Source organism: Roseburia sp. AM51-8 (assembly GCF_003478275.1).
In the GTDB taxonomy this organism is placed as follows: Bacteria; Bacillota; Clostridia; order Lachnospirales; family Lachnospiraceae; genus Pararoseburia; species Pararoseburia lenta.
Window position 1 is genome coordinate 489,451 of record NZ_QUEY01000002.1, and the last position, 17,467, is coordinate 506,917.

The 17,467-nt window shown below is 41.6% G+C and carries 16 protein-coding genes and 1 pseudogene; 15 read left to right on the forward strand and 2 right to left on the reverse strand.

The window, feature by feature from the left end; all coding sequences use genetic code 11:
* Positions 1-8 precede the first annotated feature (8 nt).
* The 3 genes from rpsD (at position 9) to DW996_RS06165 (ending at position 2,266) form a co-directional block, all read left to right on the forward strand.
* Positions 9-602: a 30S ribosomal protein S4 gene (rpsD, locus tag DW996_RS06155; RefSeq protein WP_118280272.1), complete on the forward strand. Its 594-nt coding sequence runs from the start codon at positions 9-11 to the stop codon at positions 600-602.
* Positions 603-648: 46 nt separating this feature from the next.
* The gene (locus DW996_RS06160; RefSeq protein WP_118280271.1) at positions 649-1,608 is read left to right on the forward strand and encodes a DNA-directed RNA polymerase subunit alpha; all 960 of its coding nucleotides are present in this window, start codon (positions 649-651) and stop codon (positions 1,606-1,608) included.
* Positions 1,609-1,741: 133 nt separating this feature from the next.
* The gene (locus DW996_RS06165; RefSeq protein ID WP_118280270.1) at positions 1,742-2,266 is read left to right on the forward strand and encodes a bL17 family ribosomal protein; all 525 of its coding nucleotides are present in this window, start codon (positions 1,742-1,744) and stop codon (positions 2,264-2,266) included.
* Positions 2,267-2,336: 70 nt separating this feature from the next.
* On the opposite strand, the pseudogene DW996_RS14795 reads toward DW996_RS06165, so the two are convergent.
* A pseudogene (locus DW996_RS14795) lies at positions 2,337-4,738 on the reverse strand (endonuclease MutS2).
* 143 nt (positions 4,739-4,881) lie between these two features.
* Here DW996_RS14795 and DW996_RS06175 point away from each other — a divergent pair.
* The 5 genes from DW996_RS06175 (at position 4,882) to DW996_RS06195 (ending at position 8,884) form a co-directional block, all read left to right on the forward strand.
* Positions 4,882-5,832, forward strand: coding sequence for a 3'-5' exoribonuclease YhaM family protein (locus tag DW996_RS06175; RefSeq protein ID WP_118535174.1), 951 nt, complete (start codon positions 4,882-4,884; stop codon positions 5,830-5,832).
* Position 5,833: 1 nt separating this feature from the next.
* Entirely contained in the window at positions 5,834-7,579 is a 1,746-nt protein-coding gene (gene rlmD / locus DW996_RS06180; RefSeq protein ID WP_118535175.1) for a 23S rRNA (uracil(1939)-C(5))-methyltransferase RlmD, read from the forward strand.
* A gap of 114 nt (positions 7,580-7,693) precedes the next feature.
* Positions 7,694-7,873 carry a hypothetical protein gene (locus DW996_RS06185; protein WP_118280264.1) on the forward strand — a complete coding sequence of 60 codons (180 nt, stop codon included), beginning with the start codon at positions 7,694-7,696 and terminating at the stop codon, positions 7,871-7,873.
* A 92-nt stretch (positions 7,874-7,965) separates the two neighbouring features.
* On the forward strand, positions 7,966-8,688 hold the full coding sequence (locus tag DW996_RS06190; RefSeq protein WP_118280263.1) for a C45 family autoproteolytic acyltransferase/hydolase: 723 nt from the start codon (positions 7,966-7,968) through the stop codon (positions 8,686-8,688).
* Between the two features lies 1 nt (position 8,689).
* A complete protein-coding gene (locus DW996_RS06195; protein ID WP_081703188.1) occupies positions 8,690-8,884 on the forward strand; it encodes a cysteine-rich KTR domain-containing protein in 195 nt (64 codons plus the stop codon).
* Between the two features lie 54 nt (positions 8,885-8,938).
* Here the strand turns inward: DW996_RS06195 and DW996_RS06200 are convergent, their stop codons facing one another.
* Complete coding sequence (locus DW996_RS06200; protein WP_118535176.1) at positions 8,939-10,330, reverse strand: MATE family efflux transporter; 1,392 nt, start codon at positions 10,328-10,330, stop codon at positions 8,939-8,941.
* Positions 10,331-10,458: 128 nt separating this feature from the next.
* On the opposite strand from DW996_RS06200, the gene DW996_RS06205 reads away from it, so the two are divergent.
* From DW996_RS06205 to DW996_RS06235, 7 genes are all read left to right on the forward strand, one after another.
* Positions 10,459-10,989, forward strand: a complete 531-nt coding sequence (locus DW996_RS06205; protein ID WP_009320282.1) for a PadR family transcriptional regulator — start codon at positions 10,459-10,461, stop codon at positions 10,987-10,989.
* A 119-nt stretch (positions 10,990-11,108) separates the two neighbouring features.
* Positions 11,109-11,795 carry an ABC transporter ATP-binding protein gene (locus DW996_RS06210; protein ID WP_009243486.1) on the forward strand — a complete coding sequence of 229 codons (687 nt, stop codon included), beginning with the start codon at positions 11,109-11,111 and terminating at the stop codon, positions 11,793-11,795.
* Entirely contained in the window at positions 11,785-14,346 is a 2,562-nt protein-coding gene (locus DW996_RS06215; RefSeq protein ID WP_118535177.1) for an ABC transporter permease, read from the forward strand. The genes DW996_RS06210 and DW996_RS06215 overlap by 11 nt, the downstream gene beginning before the upstream one ends.
* 82 nt (positions 14,347-14,428) lie before the next feature.
* Positions 14,429-15,094 (forward strand): response regulator transcription factor, encoded by a 666-nt coding sequence (locus tag DW996_RS06220; RefSeq protein WP_025577695.1) that lies wholly within the window; start codon positions 14,429-14,431, stop codon positions 15,092-15,094.
* A 2-nt stretch (positions 15,095-15,096) separates the two neighbouring features.
* Positions 15,097-16,113, forward strand: coding sequence for a sensor histidine kinase (locus DW996_RS06225; protein WP_118535178.1), 1,017 nt, complete (start codon positions 15,097-15,099; stop codon positions 16,111-16,113).
* 104 nt (positions 16,114-16,217) lie between these two features.
* Positions 16,218-16,388, forward strand: coding sequence for a cysteine-rich KTR domain-containing protein (locus DW996_RS06230; RefSeq protein ID WP_011527997.1), 171 nt, complete (start codon positions 16,218-16,220; stop codon positions 16,386-16,388).
* A 617-nt stretch (positions 16,389-17,005) separates the two neighbouring features.
* Positions 17,006-17,392 (forward strand): YbaN family protein, encoded by a 387-nt coding sequence (locus tag DW996_RS06235; RefSeq protein WP_118280260.1) that lies wholly within the window; start codon positions 17,006-17,008, stop codon positions 17,390-17,392.
* The last annotated feature ends 75 nt before the right edge of the window (positions 17,393-17,467 follow it).

Below are 17,467 nucleotides of genomic sequence, written 5' to 3' on the forward strand. Positions count from 1 at the left end.
AATCTAAGATGGCAGTAAATAGAACCCCAGTTCTTAAAAGATGCAGATCACTTGGTTTGGATCCTGTATATTTAGGAGTGGATAAAAAATCAAATAGACAGTTAAAGAGATCAGGAAGAAAGACTTCCGAGTATGGTCTCCAGTTGAGAGAGAAGCAGAAGGCTAAGTTTATCTATGGCGTATTAGAGAAGCCTTTCCATAAGTATTTCGACATTGCAGACAGAAAGAAGGGTATGACTGGTGAAAACCTTATGACTATCCTTGAGAGCCGTCTGGACAATGTTGTATTCCGTATGGGATTTGCCAGAACACGTAGAGAAGCTAGACAGGTTGTAGACCACAAGATGTTCTTGGTTAATGGCAAGCCTGTAAACGTACCATCATACTTGGTAAAGGCTGGCGATGTTATCGAAGTTCGCGAAGCAAAGAAGAGCCTTCAGAGATTTAAGGATATCGTTGAGGTAACAAACGGCAGACTCGTTCCGGATTGGATCGATGTTGACCTTGAGAAGTTACAGGGAACTGTAAAAGAGTTACCTACAAGAGAGCAGATCGACGTACCAGTCGATGAAATGCTTATCGTCGAGTTGTACTCTAAGTAATTAGACACAATTTAGCAAGGTAAACCAGTATAAGGAGGGCCACCTAGTGTTCGATTTCGAAAAACCAAACATTGAGATTGCTGAAATCTCAGAAGACAAAAAGTATGGAAGATTTGTTGTAGAACCTTTAGAGAGAGGCTACGGAACTACACTTGGTAATTCACTTAGAAGAATCATGCTTTCTTCATTGCCAGGTGCGGCAGTAAGTCAGGTGAAAATCGAAGGCGTATTACATGAGTTCTCATCTATTCCTGGTGTTAAGGAAGATGTAACAGAGATCATCATGAACATCAAGAATCTTGCAATCCGCAACAACAGCGCAAGCAACGACCCGAAGATCGCATACATTGAGTTCGAGGGCGAAGGTGTTGTAAGAGCAAGTGATATTCAGGTGGATTCTGACATTGAGATCATGAATCCGGATCTTGTGATCGCTAATTTAAATGGTGGTGCTGACAGCAAACTCTACATGGAGTTGACCATTACGAAGGGTAGAGGATATATCAGCGCAGATAAGAATAAGTCAGAGGACACACCAATCGGTGTTATCGCTGTTGATTCTATCTACACACCAATCGAAAGAGTAAATCTGAAGGTTGAGAATACTCGTGTAGGTCAGATTACTGACTATGACAAACTTACCTTGGACGTATATACAAATGGTACAATTCAGCCAGACGAGGCAGTAAGTTTAGCCGCTAAGGTATTAAATGAGCATTTAAGCCTCTTCATCGATCTTTCTGATCGTGGAATCGAGGCTCAGGTTATGGCTGACAAGCCAATGGATCCAAAGGGCAAAGTCATGGATATGAACATCGATGAATTAGAGTTATCTGTTCGTTCTTACAACTGCTTGAAGAGAGCAGGCATCAACACTGTTGAGGAGTTATGCAACAAGACAGCAGATGATATGATGAAGGTTCGCAACCTTGGACGCAAGTCTTTGGAAGAAGTATTAGGTAAGTTAAGCGAGTTAGGACTCCAGCTTAGAACTGGAGACGAATAAAAGTCACATAGGGAGAACCGGTAAGACCAAAAGGCACGGAACTCTCATAATATCATGGATGGCATACCATGCACCTCGCGAATAAGACCAAAAGGCATCGCGAAGTGAGCCATCACATAAGGAGGAAAATGAAATGGCAAAGTATAGAAAGTTAAGCAGAACATCTTCACAGAGAAAGGCATTACTGAGAAATCAGGTAACAAACCTTTTATATCATGGAAGAATCGTTACAACAGAGGCTAAGGCAAAGGAAGTTCAGAAGATCGCTGAAGGAATCATTGCTATGGCTGTTAGAGAAAAGGACAACTTCGATGAAGTTACCGTACAGGCTAAGGTTGCCCGCAAGGACAAAGACGGCAAGCGTGTAAAGGAAGTTGTTGATGGCAAGAAGGTTACTGTATATGATACAGTAGAAAAGAAGATCAAGAAGGATCAGCCATCCCGTCTTCATGCAAGAAGAGAAATGCTTAAGGTATTATATCCTGTAAAGTCTGCTGGTAAGACTAAGAAGGAGATCAAGGAAGTTGATATGCCTAAGATGTTATTCGAGGAAATCGCACCTAAGTATGCTGACCGTAACGGTGGTTACACAAGAATCGTAAAGATCGGAACTCGTAAGGGTGACGGTGCTTTGGAAGTAGTTCTTGAGTTAGTATAATCCATTTATGAACGTAGAAAACCTCCCGTAGTTTGAAATGCTGCGGGAGGTTTTTTGTCGTTAAACCAAGTTATTTGAAAGTAACGATGGTGACACCGGCATCGCCCTCACCAAATTCGGCGAGATGGAATTCGTCGACGATCTTTTGTTTTCTTAAATATTGATGTACTGCCTTACGCAGAGCACCGGTTCCCTTGCCGTGGACGACACGGACCGATTTTAAATGCGATACATAGGCATCATCCAGATACTTATCCAGTTTGGCTACGGCTTCGTCGCCGTTGAGTCCTAGGAGGTTGATCTCCGGGGAGATGGTAGCAGCCTTGCTAAAGCCACCATTGCCTGTGTAACGGCTCTTTTTGCCGGTTGTCTTAGCGGCTGTATCGTTGTCCTCCAAAAGGATCAGATCATTGATATTGACCTTGGATCGCATAATGCCCATCTGTACCTGCAGATCGCCTCTGGCGTTTGGCAGGGAGTAGACGGTTCCGTTGATGTTCATGGAGAGCACCTTGACTGGATCCCCTACGCGCAGATTCTTTGGTACTTTGTGGTTCTTTGGCTTGTCGTTATCCTTGGCAGCAACAGAGGCCTTCTTTCGGCTGTCTGACAATTTCTTACCGACAGCAGCACGCTTGGCTTCCATCTTGGCCATGTCCGGGTTGGAATGACTGTATTTGTTGAAGTCGCGGATGGTTTCGTCTGCGATCTGCTTGGCTTCCTGTAAGATGTGGGAAGCGTCCTCATTTGCCTGACGCAGGATCTTATCCTTGGAGGCATTCAGACGATCTTCGCGCTCTTTTAGTTTCTTTTGCAGGTTTTCCATTTCTCTTTTCTGCCGGGCAATTTCCTCACTGTCACGCATCATAGAGACCCGTCTTTGTTCCAGATCGACCATGAGGTCTTCAAAGTTCTGATCATCTTCCGTGACGTGAGTCTTAGCGTCTGCGATCAAGTCGTCGGACAGACCGAGTTTTTTGGAAATGGCGAAAGCATTACTTTTTCCCGGAATACCGATGAGCAGATGGTAGGTCGGGCTCAGGGTCTCTACGGAAAACTCACAACAGGCGTTTTCTACGCCCGGTGTGGATAAAGCATACATTTTCAGTTCACTGTAGTGGGTAGTTGCCATGGTGAGGACACCGCGCTCATGTAAACTGGATAAGATGGCAGTCGCAAGGCTGCGCCTTCTTTTGGATCCGTACCGGCACACAATTCATCGAAAAGACAGAGATAATGTCCACTGGATCTTTCCACTTCCCGCAAGATATGCACAATGTTGGTCATATGTGAGGAGAAAGTCGAGAGGGACTGTTCAATACTCTGTTCATCTCCAATGTCAGCAAAGACATCATCAAATATAGATAACTGGCTTCGATCCTTGGTCGGGATATGCAGTCCTGCCTGCCCCATCAGGCTGAGAAGTCCGCAGGTCTTGAGGGAGACCGTCTTACCACCGGTGTTTGGACCGGTCACGATGAGAAGATTGTAATCCTTGCCCAGTGTCAGATCGATCGGTACGACATGTTTGGGATCCAAAAGCGGATGTCTTGCTGCGCGCAGATGGATGATGCCATCGGTATGAAACTCCGGCTCAACGGCGTTCATCTTGCGGGCGAGTTCTCCCTTGGCAAAGATGAAATCCAGTTCTGCCAAGATCACAAAGTCCTGTGAGATCTCCTCTGTATGTTCTGCGACAAGATTGGACAAGTCGGCTAAGATCTTTTCAATCTCCTCTGCCTCCTGCAATTCCAGTTCACGCAGGGAGTTGTTGAGATTGACGACGGACATAGGCTCGATAAATAGGGTAGAGCCACTGGAGGACTGGTCATGTACCATGCCGGGAACGTAGTTCTTGTACTCTGCCTTGACCGGCAGACAATAGCGCCCGCCACGGACTGTGATCACGCCATCCTGTAAGTAAGAACGTGTCGTATTGTTGTTTAACATGGTATTCATCTGGGTGCGGATACGCTCGCCGATGACATTCTTTTGCCTGCGGATATTTTTCAGCCCAGGACTGGCATCGTCCGCGATGCTATCTTCCGATAAGATACAGTGGCGGATCTCCTGACAGACCGGTGTGAGTGGCTCCAGATCGTTAAAGAAATGAGCCAGATGATCGCCCTCGATCGACAGATCATTTTCACTGCGTCCATAGGTCTTGACCCGCTTGGCAACCTCTAAAAGAGAGGCAATCGCCAATAGTTCCGAAATCGTCAAAGAAGACCCGATCTCCAGATGTTTTAGGAAAGGACGTACATCCGTAATGCCGGAGAAAGAGACACTTCCCCGTTTAAAGATACGGCTGAGAGCATCCTTGGTCTCTGCCTGCATGCGTTTGATCTGTGAAAGATCAGAAACGGGCAGAAGTTCACGGCAATAAGCCTTTCCCTGTGTACTGCCAGCACATTGCTCCAACAGAGCGATTATTTTGTTGTATTCGAGTGTTTTTAATGCTTTCTTATTCATAAAATGTATTATACACAAAAATATATTGAAAGACCAGTCATTCAACCGTATAATAAAAACTGCATGAATGTAGTAAAGATAGGGCGTAAGGGCATATAGAGGTATGGCGCAAGAAGACGCTCTGCATAGAAGAGGAGAATGTAATGAGATTTATCAAAGACCTCACAGAGGGAGAAAGAATCAATGAAATATATTTGTGCCGCAAAAAGCAATCGGCACTGACCAAGGCAGGAAAGCCATACGAAAGCCTGATGCTGCAAGATAAGACCGGGACACTGGATGCCAAGATCTGGGAACCGAGTTCCATGGGAATTGATGACTATGACGAATTGGATTATATCTGGGTGCAGGGAGATATCACATCTTTCCAGGGCGCATACCAGTTAAATATCAAGAGACTGCGCGTTGCGCAGGAGGGCGAATACATACCGGCGGATTATCTTCCGTGTTCTGATAAGGACGTGGATCTCATGTATGAGGAATTGCTGGGATTTATCGGGACGATCAAGGCACCATATATGAAGCAGTTGCTTTTGAGTTTCTTTGCAGACGAGGAGTTTGCCAAGCGTTTTAAATTCCATTCCGCTGCCAAGAGCGTGCATCATGGCTATGTTGGGGGACTTTTGGAACATACACTGGGTGTGACAAAGAATTGTGATTTTTACGCACAGACTTATCCGATTTTAAATCGTGATTTACTTTTAACTGCGGCTATTTTCCATGATATCGGAAAACTGGATGAACTTTCCCCGTTTCCACAGAATGACTATACCGATGAGGGACAGTTGTTGGGACACATTATGATCGGGGCTGCCAAGGTGCAGGAGCGCATCAATACGATCGAGGGATTTCCGGAGGTCAAGGCGAGAGAACTGATCCATTGTATTTTGGCACATCACGGCGAGTTGGAATTTGGTTCGCCAAAGAAGCCTGCGATCGCAGAGGCAGTGGCACTTAGTTTTGCGGATAATATCGATGCCAAGATGGAGACCATGAAAGAGGCTTTGGGCAATGTGGCAGAGGGCGATCTCAAGTGGCAGGGATTCAACCGTTTGTTTGATTCCAATATCAGAAAAACAAGTACAGAGGAATAATATGAAAAAGAATGATACCTTTATCCTGAAAATCGAAGATATGGGCATCGGCGGTGAAGGCATTGGCAAATATGAGGGGATGACCTTTTTTGTCAAAGATGCCGTCATTGGAGACGAGATTCTTGCGGGCGTGACTAAGCTGAAAAAAGGCTATGGCTACGCCCGCCTTGTTGAAATTGTGAAACCATCGCCGAAGCGTGTGGAGGCTCCCTGCAAGATAGCAAGACAGTGCGGGGGATGTCAGATCCAAAATCTCTGTTATGAGGAGCAATTGGTTCTCAAACAGAAAAAAGTCGAAAATAACTTAAGGCGGATCGGCAGCTTTTCGCAGGAACAAGTGGAAAAGGTCATGGAGCCAGTGGTCGGGATGGAGGATCCGTTCCGCTATCGCAATAAGGCGCAGTTTCCTTGTGGATATGATAAGGACGGCAATATCGTCTTTGGATTTTATGCGGCAAGGAGCCATCAGGTCATCCCGATTGATGACTGCCTGCTGGGGGTCAGTGAGAATGCAAAGATCCTAGCTGTCATCAAAGAGTACATGGAAGCCTGCCATATCAAGCCTTATGATGAGACGACAGGGCAAGGTCTGCTGCGTCATGTCTTGATACGCAAAGGTTTTCATAGTGGACAAGTCATGGTCTGCCTGATCATCAATGGGGATAAATTGCCGCAGGCAGATCGATTGGTGGAGAGTTTGTCGGAAGTCCCGGGCATGCACAGCATTTCTTATAATGTAAATAAGGAAAAGACCAACCGTATCCTTGGTGATAAGGTGCAGCTTTTGTGGGGAGATCTGTGTATCCGTGATACCATTCATCGGGTCAGAGAAGAAGAGTCTGGGGGATTTACCAGGACAGATGAGAGCGTGACTTTTGCTATCTCGCCAAAATCTTTTTATCAGGTGAACCCGGTGCAGACGGAGAAATTGTACAGTCTTGCTTTGGAGTATGCGGGACTGACAGGCAAGGAGATCGTCTGGGATCTTTACTGCGGTATCGGAACCATTTCTTTATTTTTGGCACAGGCGGCAAAGCATGTGTATGGTGTGGAAATTGTGCCGGAAGCCGTTGCGGATGCCAGAGAAAATGCCAAGAATAATCAGATCGAAAATGCAACTTTTTATGTGGGCAAGGCAGAGGAAGTGCTGCCGGCATGGGTAGAAGAACATGCAGATGATGGTGATGCAGGTCTGCACCCGGATGTGATCGTTGTGGATCCGCCGCGCAAGGGTTGTGATGAGAAGTGCCTGGAAACCATGGTTGCCATGGCACCGGAGCGGATCGTTTATGTCAGTTGCGATTCCGCTACTTTGGCAAGAGACTTGAAGTACTTACAGGGAAAGGGGTATGAGGTGCTGCGCGTGCGACCGGTCGACCAATTTTGCCATTCCATGCATGTTGAGACGGTAGTACTGCTTTCCCACAAAAAGCCAGACGGACATATCAACGTAAAAGTTGAGTTTGGCGAGGGTGAGGGAAAAGTTCCGCTTGATAATATCGCTAAAAGAGCCGAAGAATATAAGCCCAAAGAACGAGTGACCTACAAAATGATAAAGGAGTACATAGAAGCTAAATACGGCTTCAAGGTACATACCGCATATATCGCAGAGGTAAAGAGAGATTTAGGCTTGCCAATGTACGATGCTCCTAATGCGGTAGAGGAATTGAAACAGCCGAGGAAGCATCCGACAGCAGAGAAAGTGGAAGCCATAAAGGATGCGTTGAAGCATTTTGAAGTGATTTAATGAGGATAGGCGTATCATTAGAAATAGTGGTACGCTTATTTTTATCCCTTTTTGCAGATTTGTCCTTTCCCCTGCTTTCCAATATAATGAAGCTAAAGAAGTGGAGGTGTGCTTATGAGAGAGAAATTTAATCATCTGTATTTGGATAGCCACGAAAGAAAACTTTTAATACATAGCCTTGTAGAGTTAAAAAATCAACTCATTCAGCAAGGCAGATATACGGATTGTGTTGACGAGCTTGTTTTTAAGGTCATAAATGCACCGACCAAGAGAATGAAAATTGAATATGTCTAAGGCAAATTTCAAAGCCGCTTATTCTTATTGATTTTAAGAGTAGGCGGCTTTTTTGCGTTCTCTGGTACTGTTTACATAGCCACCTTGACAAAGTGGCTAGAAATAATGACTTACCACCTTATCTGCGTGAAGGAAGCAAAAGTGAAATCTATGCACCGAAAAATGGAAACAGGTTCAATATCACTACTTCCTCTTTCATTAACGGCGAAGAAGGAGTGAATGAACACGGATTTGCTGTAGCAATGACTTTTGTAATGACCGACCTTGAAAAGATAAAAGCAGGTTTCAATTCTTGCTTTATTGTAAGATATTTGCTTGAAAAGGCAGATAATACCGAACAGGCGGTTTCCCTTCTTATGGGCTTGCCAGTATCTTCTAACTGCAATATTTTACTTGCAGATAAAAAAGGCAATATGGTAGTGGTTGAATGTACGCCAATTCTCAAAAAAGTTCGGGCGGCAGAAATTTTTGAAAATGGCAGTATTGTTTGTACTGTTAATAGTTTTACATCTGATGAGATGAAACCATATGACGATGCAAAAGGAAATGATTATGACTCGCACAGGCGTTACAGGACAGTATTAGACAGCTTTTCTTCGGAACGCATAAAAGATGAATACATTGAAACTACCGAACATCTCTTAAAAGGTGATTATGGGTTTATGTGCCAATATGATGATGAGCCAGATTTTGAAACAGTTTGGAGTTCAATATTTGATTTAGACAGCTTAGTAATCTATCGTGCAGAGGGTGACCCCAGAAAAAAGAAATTTGTTACAGATAATCGGTTACATGACCTTATAAGGCGAGGATAATATGCTGAGTATAAATTCCCAATGGATTTTATGTCCTCTTTGTGGGAACAAAACCCGAAACAAAATCAGAGAAGACACAGTTTTGAAAAACTATCCTCTTTACTGCCCGAAATGTAGACAGGAAACTTTAATTGAAGTCGAGAATTTACAAGTAACCGTCATCAAAGAGCCAGACGCACAGACGCAGAGCCGATGAACTTGAGAAAGCTTTCACAGTTCATCGGCTCTGTTACTACTTTTATGCTTGATTTTATTGCCTGTCACAGGGGATAGAAGCTGTTATCTTCATTTTCTGTTCGGCAACAGCTAAACTTCTATGCAAAGGGATTGCCATAAATACTGTAATAAGTGCAGAGAGAACATCGGCAATCGGCTGTGCATATAAAATACCGTTTAATCCCCATATAAATGGAAAAATTAAGATAACGGGAATGAAGCAGATACCTTGTCGGCAAGTTCCAAGAATAAACCCTTCTTTTCCTTTTCCAAGAGCAAGGAATAAAGAGGAATATACCGTGTAGTATCCAAACAGCATAAATGTAATACCGTTTACTCTTAAAGAGGAAGCTCCAATGTGAATCATTTCTGTGTTTCCAGTTGTAAACTGTGAAACAATAGTCGTAGAAAACAGACTGAATAATAAACCTACGATCACACAAAAAATAGTTGACCATAAGATGGAAATTTTGATTGCAGTACGCAGACGATCAAATTTTTTCGCCCCATAACTGTAACCTGCAATCGGTTGAAAACCTTTGATAAAACCAAATACTGTTAAGTTGCCCATAGATATAAGACGGGTAACAACGCCCATTCCCGCTATGGCTGAATCGCCGTAATTACCAGCGGCATTGTTTATTAGAGAGATAGAAATACTTGTTAATAATTGAAATACAAGTGTCGGAACGCCAATTTTGAAAATTTCAGATAGAATTTCTTTAGAAAAGGTACAGTCCTTTATTCTAAACTGAAAAGCACTTTTTTGTCTGAAAATATAAAACAGATACACAAGAGTAGATACTACCTGAGAAATTGCTGTGGCAATAGCAGCTCCTGCAACACCAAAATTAAAAGTGTATATAAATAATGGATCTAACCCGATATTGAGGACTGCACCTAACAACAAGGCACACATTGTAGTTTTTGCTGCTCCTTCACTTGTCACGATATTGTTCATTGTGACATTAAAAACATTGAAAATGCAAGAAACAATGTAAATACCGGCATAGGTAGCCGCATAAGGAAGGACACTTTCTGTTGCACCTAAAAGTCTTAGAATGGGGTTCAAAAAGAGGATTGATAAAACAATCATAATTGCACCGACAACAAGACTGCTATATAGTGCAGTGCTTGCCACTTTGTTTGCCTGATCCTTATTTCTTTGTCCTAACAGTCGAGAAATGTAGGATGCTGCCCCATTGCCAAAAAGTAATCCTAAGCCGACGACTACTTGACCGAGAGGATACACAACCGAGATGGCAGCCATTTGACTTTCGCCTAAGCCACCTACAAAATAGGCATCAACAAGATTGTACAAGGCGTTGATGAGCATACCAATCATTGTTGGAATACCCATAGCTAAAAGGGCTTTTGGAATTGGAGCATTGCCCAATAACTCCAATTTTCTGTTTTGATTGTCCATAGTGTTCTTTCTCCTTTCACTTGATAAATAGAATAAAATATACTACTATAAATTATAGCAGTTGAAACGCAAGTGGTATTCTACTATAATTTATAGTAGTTGTCAAGAGAGTAAAGGAGGAAATTGATATGGCGACCATTGACTTAATTGTTTTGGGAATGTTAAAGAAAGAACCTCTGAGTGCGTATGACCTTCAAAAGTTGGTAGAGTACCGCAATATTTCAAAATGGGTAAAAATTAGTACCCCGTCTATTTATAAAAAGGTTATCCAGTTGGAGGAAAAAGGATATATTTCAAGTCATATAGAAAAAGAGGGTAAAATGCCAGAAAAATCAGTGTATTCTTTAACTGAAAAAGGGAAACAGCAGTTTGAAAAATTGATGCTTGAAATATCCTGTAAGCCGATAAACATTTTTTTGGATTTTAATGCTGTCATTGTAAATCTGGACAGTATGTCCAGAGAAAGACAGCAAGAATGTCTGGATAATATTGAGAGCAGTATGGAGGTATTGAAAAAATATCTGGAAGAAAATATTGCTTTGAAAAAGAGTAAAGAAGATATTCCTGTTACGGGTATGGCAGTTTTACGGCAACAATACACATTGGCAGAGGCAATAGAGGAGTGGATTGCTTCATTAAAAAAAGAAATCAATTCGTAAAAGTGCATGGTAGGAACAAAAGAAATGCTGTTATTTTTAGTTTGGATTGTAATGAGATTGTAAGAAGTGGTTGCTATACTGAACTTACAAAATAAAAACAGAAATTTGGAGGTTTTAATATGGCAATACTTGAAACAAAAGATTTACGAAAGATATACGGAAGCGGAGAAAACGAAGTCCATGCTTTGGATGGGGTATCCATTTCCGTAGAGGAAGGCGAATTTGTTGCTGTTATCGGTACATCGGGCAGCGGTAAATCTACACTACTCAACATGATTGGTGGGTTAGACCGTCCTACTTCTGGTAGTGTTACTATCCGAGGAAAAGAACTGTTGAAAATGAAAGACGAGGAACTGACGATTTTTAGGCGTCGAAACATTGGCTTTGTTTTTCAGAATTATAATCTGCTTCCTGTTCTTAATGTGTATGAGAACATTGTGTACCCTATTGAGATCGATGGTGGCAAGACCGATACAAGATTTGTAAAAGAGATTATCCATACTCTTGGCTTGGAACAAAAGCTTAAGAATATGCCGAATAATCTTTCAGGTGGTCAGCAGCAGAGGGTTGCGATTGCCCGTGCCCTTGCGACAAAGCCTGCCATTATCCTTGCCGATGAGCCGACTGGAAATTTGGACTCAAAAACAAGTATGGATGTTATTTTGCTGATGCAGTCGATTAGCCGTCAGTTCCACCAAACCACCATTATGATCACGCACAATGAGGAAATCGCTCAAATGGCAGACCGCACAATCCGCATTGAGGATGGCAAGGTTGTTTCGGGAGGTGTCAGATATGCACGCTAACCGAAATAAAAAAGCAGTTAAGCGAGTAGAAAAGGGAATGATGAAAGCAAACCGTATTCGTAACCTGTTTGCGGTGTTTGCGATCGTTCTCACTACATTTATGATTACTACCGTGTTTAGTTTGGGCATTAACTATATGGAAAATATGAAGTTAATGCAGGTGCGTACCGCAGGCACGACCGCTAATGCTTCCCTTGCGATGCCGACAGAAAAGCAGGAACAGCAGATTAAGAATTTGGAATATGTTAAAACCGTCGGTACGCAGTATATGGTCGGCTCGGTTGCCGAGAAGAACGATGAGGGGCGTGATCTTTCTATCGCACTTTCGTATTACGACACTACTGAATGGGATAAACACTATAAAGAAACAATCAAAGATATAGAAGGGAAATATCCCTCAAATGAAAATGAAATTATGCTGTCAAAGGATGCTCTTTCACAGCTTGGAATGAAAGAGCCGAAGTTGAATATGGAAATCCCTCTGTCCTATTATGATAAAAACGGTCAGCAGGAAAAAAATTTCACTTTAAGCGGATGGTTTCATTCCTATACAGGCACGGGAATGGGCTTTGTTTCCGAAGCGTATTGCAAAAATGCAGGCTATACAATGGCAGAGGACGGCGTTCTTTCTTTGTCGTTGAATAAAATGCCTGATGATTTTTATCGTATTCAAAAAGATGTGGAGCTTAACGAAAATCAATCTTTCGGCGGTGCGGTTTCCATGAAATCATCAAGCGGTTCAGTGATTGCAATGGTAATCCTATTGGTATTCTTTATTATTGGCAGCGGGTATCTCCTTATTTACAATGTTTTGTATATATCCATTTCAAATGATACCCGTTTTTACGGTTTGATGAAAACGCTTGGAACAACGCAAAAACAGATTAAATCACTGGTAAAAAATCAGGCAGTTAAGTTTGCTTGCATTGGTATCCCGATTGGTATTTTGTTAGCCACCGCTGTTTCCTTTGGAATTGTTCCATTTGTGTTGAACGAGGGTTTTGAACAGGGCAAGTCGATGATGGATGCCGAAGTGTTTTTCCATCCATCTATCTATATTTTGTCCGTAATCTTTTCAGCAGTAACCGTTTGGATTGCCTGCAATGCTCCTGCAAAAGCGGCTGCAAAAATTTCGCCAATAGAAGCATTGAAGTTTCAGAATTTTGCACCGAAGAAAACAAAAAGCAGAAATTCCACCAATGGTGGCAAGTTGCATGTGATGGCATTTCATAATGTATTCCGTGACAAAAAGCGTGCTGCCCTTGTGTTTATGTCCTTGTTTATGGGAATTACTATGATTTTAGGCGTAAATGGGGTTATAAGCAGTATGTCGGCTGAGAACTTTATTAAGGAATATATGGACTATAACTTTGAATACACTGATATTCAGTTTGAGCAGTATGAACAGCTCAATAAAGAAGTACCGCAGTTTGACGAACACTTTGTAGAACAAATCAAGCAGCTTGACGGTATTAAAAATATAGATGTTCAAAAAACAGTCTGGGCAGGTATTGACTTTAATGAAAACGATTTAGAAGGCTTTATGAAAATCAAATATGAGGACAGCAAATATAAAGCAAAGGGGCAGTCCTATGAACAGACGATAGAAACACTGAAAGGGTACGCTGAATCTGGTGACTATGGCTGCTATATTACAACGCTTCCAGACGACAGGGTACTGGAAGAATACAATGTAGAGCATCCTGATACGCCTATTGACATGGAAGCATTTAAGCGTGGCGAAACAGCGATTGCAGGAAAAGATACCGAATATAACGCTCCTAATACCGCTTTAGTGGGTGAAACATTGACACTAACTGCCGACAGTACAGACGGCAAGGCAACTGATTTCAAAATTGGCGGAGCTTTTTACTATGACGATTATGATAATACTCTTTCAGAAGGTATTGGCAGACGCAAAGAAATAAATATGGTGCCAGATGTTATCTTTGTCAGCGAAGCGGGTATGGAACGCCTGACAAAAGAACCAATAATTTCCGCAATCGGCGTTGACATTAAGAATTTCAACGATTTAGAGCGAATTGACAGCGAATTACAGGCGATCAACAGTACCTTGACCACATCGGAGTGGCAGCTGAAATCTTCCGTGAATCAGAAAGAACTATATAACCAGATGAACTACTCTTTGAGTTTGCTGGGAAACGGTGCTGCAATTCTGCTCATTGTCATCGGCTTGATTAACTTTGTAAATGTTATGTTGACGGGTGTGGTGGCAAGGAAAAATGAATTTGCCATTATGGAAAGTATCGGAACAACGAAAAAGCAGATCAGGAAGATATTGACCTTAGAAGGCGGTATTTATGCTCTGATTTCTACTCTGCTGATTATGACTTTTGGTAATGCGTTCCTAATGTTGGTGGCAGATGCAGTTCCGCATATGGCAAACTATGCAGTATTTAAATACCCTGTTGCACTTGTCATCGGTTTGATCGCAGCAATCTTTGTAATTTGCTTAAGCGTTCCTGCCATTGTTTACAAGGCAACTTCTGATGAAACGGTCATTGAAAGACTGCACAATTTTGATAGTTAAATGAGGTTGTGGGACGGACGCAGCATTGCTGCGTCTGTTCCTGCAATTTTGTATATTGAGGAAGGTGGTGCGTTTTGCGGCTATGGCAAATATTTTTCTACTTGAAGATGACAAAATTCTGAGCAAGGGTATTTCTATCGCCCTAAAAAAAGACGAGCATATGGTCACAGCAGTCTATGGGTATTTGGAAGCATTGAAGCAATACCAAAAACAAAAGTATGATTTGTTTCTGCTTGATATTAACCTGCCTGACGGCAATGGTTTGGAATTTTGTGAAAAAATTCGTGAAACATCGGAAACACCCGTATTATTTCTAACTGCTAATGATACGGAAGAAGATATGTTGGAAGGGTTTGGCGTGGGTTGTGATGATTATATATCAAAGCCTTTTTCTATCGAAGTTTTACGGAAAAAAGTATTGGCAGTTCTAAAACGAAGTGGCGTAGGAAAATTTCGTATGAAATACAGAGATTTAGAGTTAGATAAAGAAAAGTGTCTTGTTTTGATGAAGGGACAGGAAATACATTTGACCTCAACAGAATACAAATTGCTCCTTTATCTAATGGAAAACAGGGGAAGGGTTGTTACAAAGGCAATGCTTTTGGAACAGCTTTGGGATATAGATGGAAACTTTGTTGATGATAATACCGTGCGTGTGAATATTAAGCGGCTAAGGCAGAAACTGAATGATGAAAAGCAGGAATACATTGTAACAGTTTTTGGCATGGGCTACTCTTTTGGAGAATGACGATGAAGCATTTTGTGATTTATAGAAAACTGATTTTAATTATAGGTACTGCTACGGCGGTGGTATCTGTTGGTGTGTTCTTTTTTATGGAGGACATCCTTTTCCGTACGCTTTTTATCTCTTTTGCATTTGTATTTTTTGGGGGTCTGTTGTTCCTGCTGGACTTTCTGCACAACCGCTATAATGATAATCTGTTAGAGGAGATTACGCTGCTCATTGAAGCATTGGTAGAACAGCAGGAACGGACGGTCTTTTCAGAAGCTGAGGATACCCTGACCGCACGGCTGCAGCATCAACTTCTAAAACTCCGCAATATTTTAAAGGCACAGAATCAAATGCTGACACAGGAGAAAGAACAGATTAAAACTTTAATCTCCGATATTTCGCATCAAATTAAAACGCCCGTAGCAGCGGCAAACACCTTTGCACAGTTATTAGGTGATACAGGGTTATCCGATGAGGAGAGAAGGGAATATATTGCCACCTTGCAGATGTCCCTTGAAAAGCTGACTTTTTTGACAAACAGTTTGATTAAAATGTCCCGTTTGGAAAGTGGCATTATCCGATTAAAACCTGAACAAAGCAGTTTAAATGATATTGTTATGCAAGCGGTAAAAACGGTTTATGCCAAAGCAAGGGATAAAAATATTACGATTACCTTTGATTGTGGGCAGACCTTTGAAGCCCTGCTTGATTTTAACTGGACGGCAGAAGCTGTTACCAATGTACTTGACAATGCTGTGAAATATACACCAAGCGGAGGAGTTGTGGACTTGAAAATCACCGAATATCCATCGTATTTGCGATTGGATGTATCCGATAACGGAATGGGCATTCCTGAAGAAGAACAGGCAAAAATCTTCGGCAGATTTTACCGTGGAAAGCAGTCAGCAGGAGTTGACGGTGTAGGGATCGGTTTATATCTTACCCGTGATATTGTGAATAAGCAGAACGGGTATATCAAGGTGGCATCCGATGAAAAAGGTACGATATTTTCTTTATTCTTGAAAAAAGTTTAGAGAATAATAGTAATTCCAGATAAGTGTACGATATGAATTTGTCAAGATAGTAAATATAAAATAGAAAGATTAAATAAAACATGATAAATGGAGATGGATAATTTATGATTTCAGAATGGATAATTTGTCCGATTTGTGGCAACAAAACCCGTGATAGAGTTAGAGAAGATACTGTTTTAAAGAATTATCCTCTTTACTGTCCGAAATGTAAGAAAGAAACTTTAATAAATGCAAAGAAATTACATATAACCGTCATCAAAGAGCCAGACGCATAGACGCAGAGCCGATGAACTTGTGAGATAACCTCATAAGTCATCGGCTCTTTTTTTACATGAATATAGAATTTGACAAGTCCGCCAAATAAAAAAAAACGGTGTTTGGTGGGCAATTTTGTCATGCTCAGATGGCTATTTTATCCCTCCAGACCTGTTTCAGTTTGGAGGGATTTCTTATGTGTTGGTCTGATAACACTGTGCTGCTGATTTTAAGCAGCAGTTATTTACATACCGTTCGATAGAGATGAGAATAATCTGTTAAAAAAATTCTTATCTCCATTTGGGGAAATTATGTTCCAAAAGTAGATGTTAAATATCTATATAATAGAATTGTTATTTCTTATAACCGTAAGGGTTTGACAGCCTTTGCGGTTTTTCTTTTGTCGTTTTTTGTTGAATTAAGTCGTAAGCGTATTATGACAAGATGAGAAAAGTGGAAGTTGATGAGTAGATCATTTTCATTGCATAAAATGGATTTTGCGATGGAAGGAGAGAAATAACCTGCCATGCAGTTCACCTCGATAACGATGTTTCTGCTAAGCAAATATTTCCACTTGTTAGTCTAGCCTAACTACGATATAATGGTTAGCATAAACTAACAGGAGGGTATATTTTATATGAAGAAAAATCCACTACGAATCCTATGGCTGATCCTGGGATTTGCAGCGATCGGAATCGGTGCTGTTGGTGTGGTCTTGCCGGTACTGCCAACAACACCCTTTCTATTATTAGCATCATTTTGTCTTGCTAAGGGTTCTGAAAAGTTCCATACATGGTTTACCGGCACAAAACTATACAAAAATCACTTGGACGAGTTTGTGCAAAATCGGAGTATGACCTTAAAGACAAAGTTCAGTCTGCTTCTCCCGGCATCGGGCATGCTGCTCTTAGCCTTTGCAGCAATGCCGAATTGGTATGGGAGGGCATTTATCATATTCCTTATCATCTTTAAATATGTCTATTTTTTTACCAGGATCAAGACCATTCCGGTGGAGAAATCATAAGAGACATAACCTTTAGGTTTATACTGCCTAACAAAGAGAGACTTCTGTTTGGAGACATCTTTTAGTATAGTTATA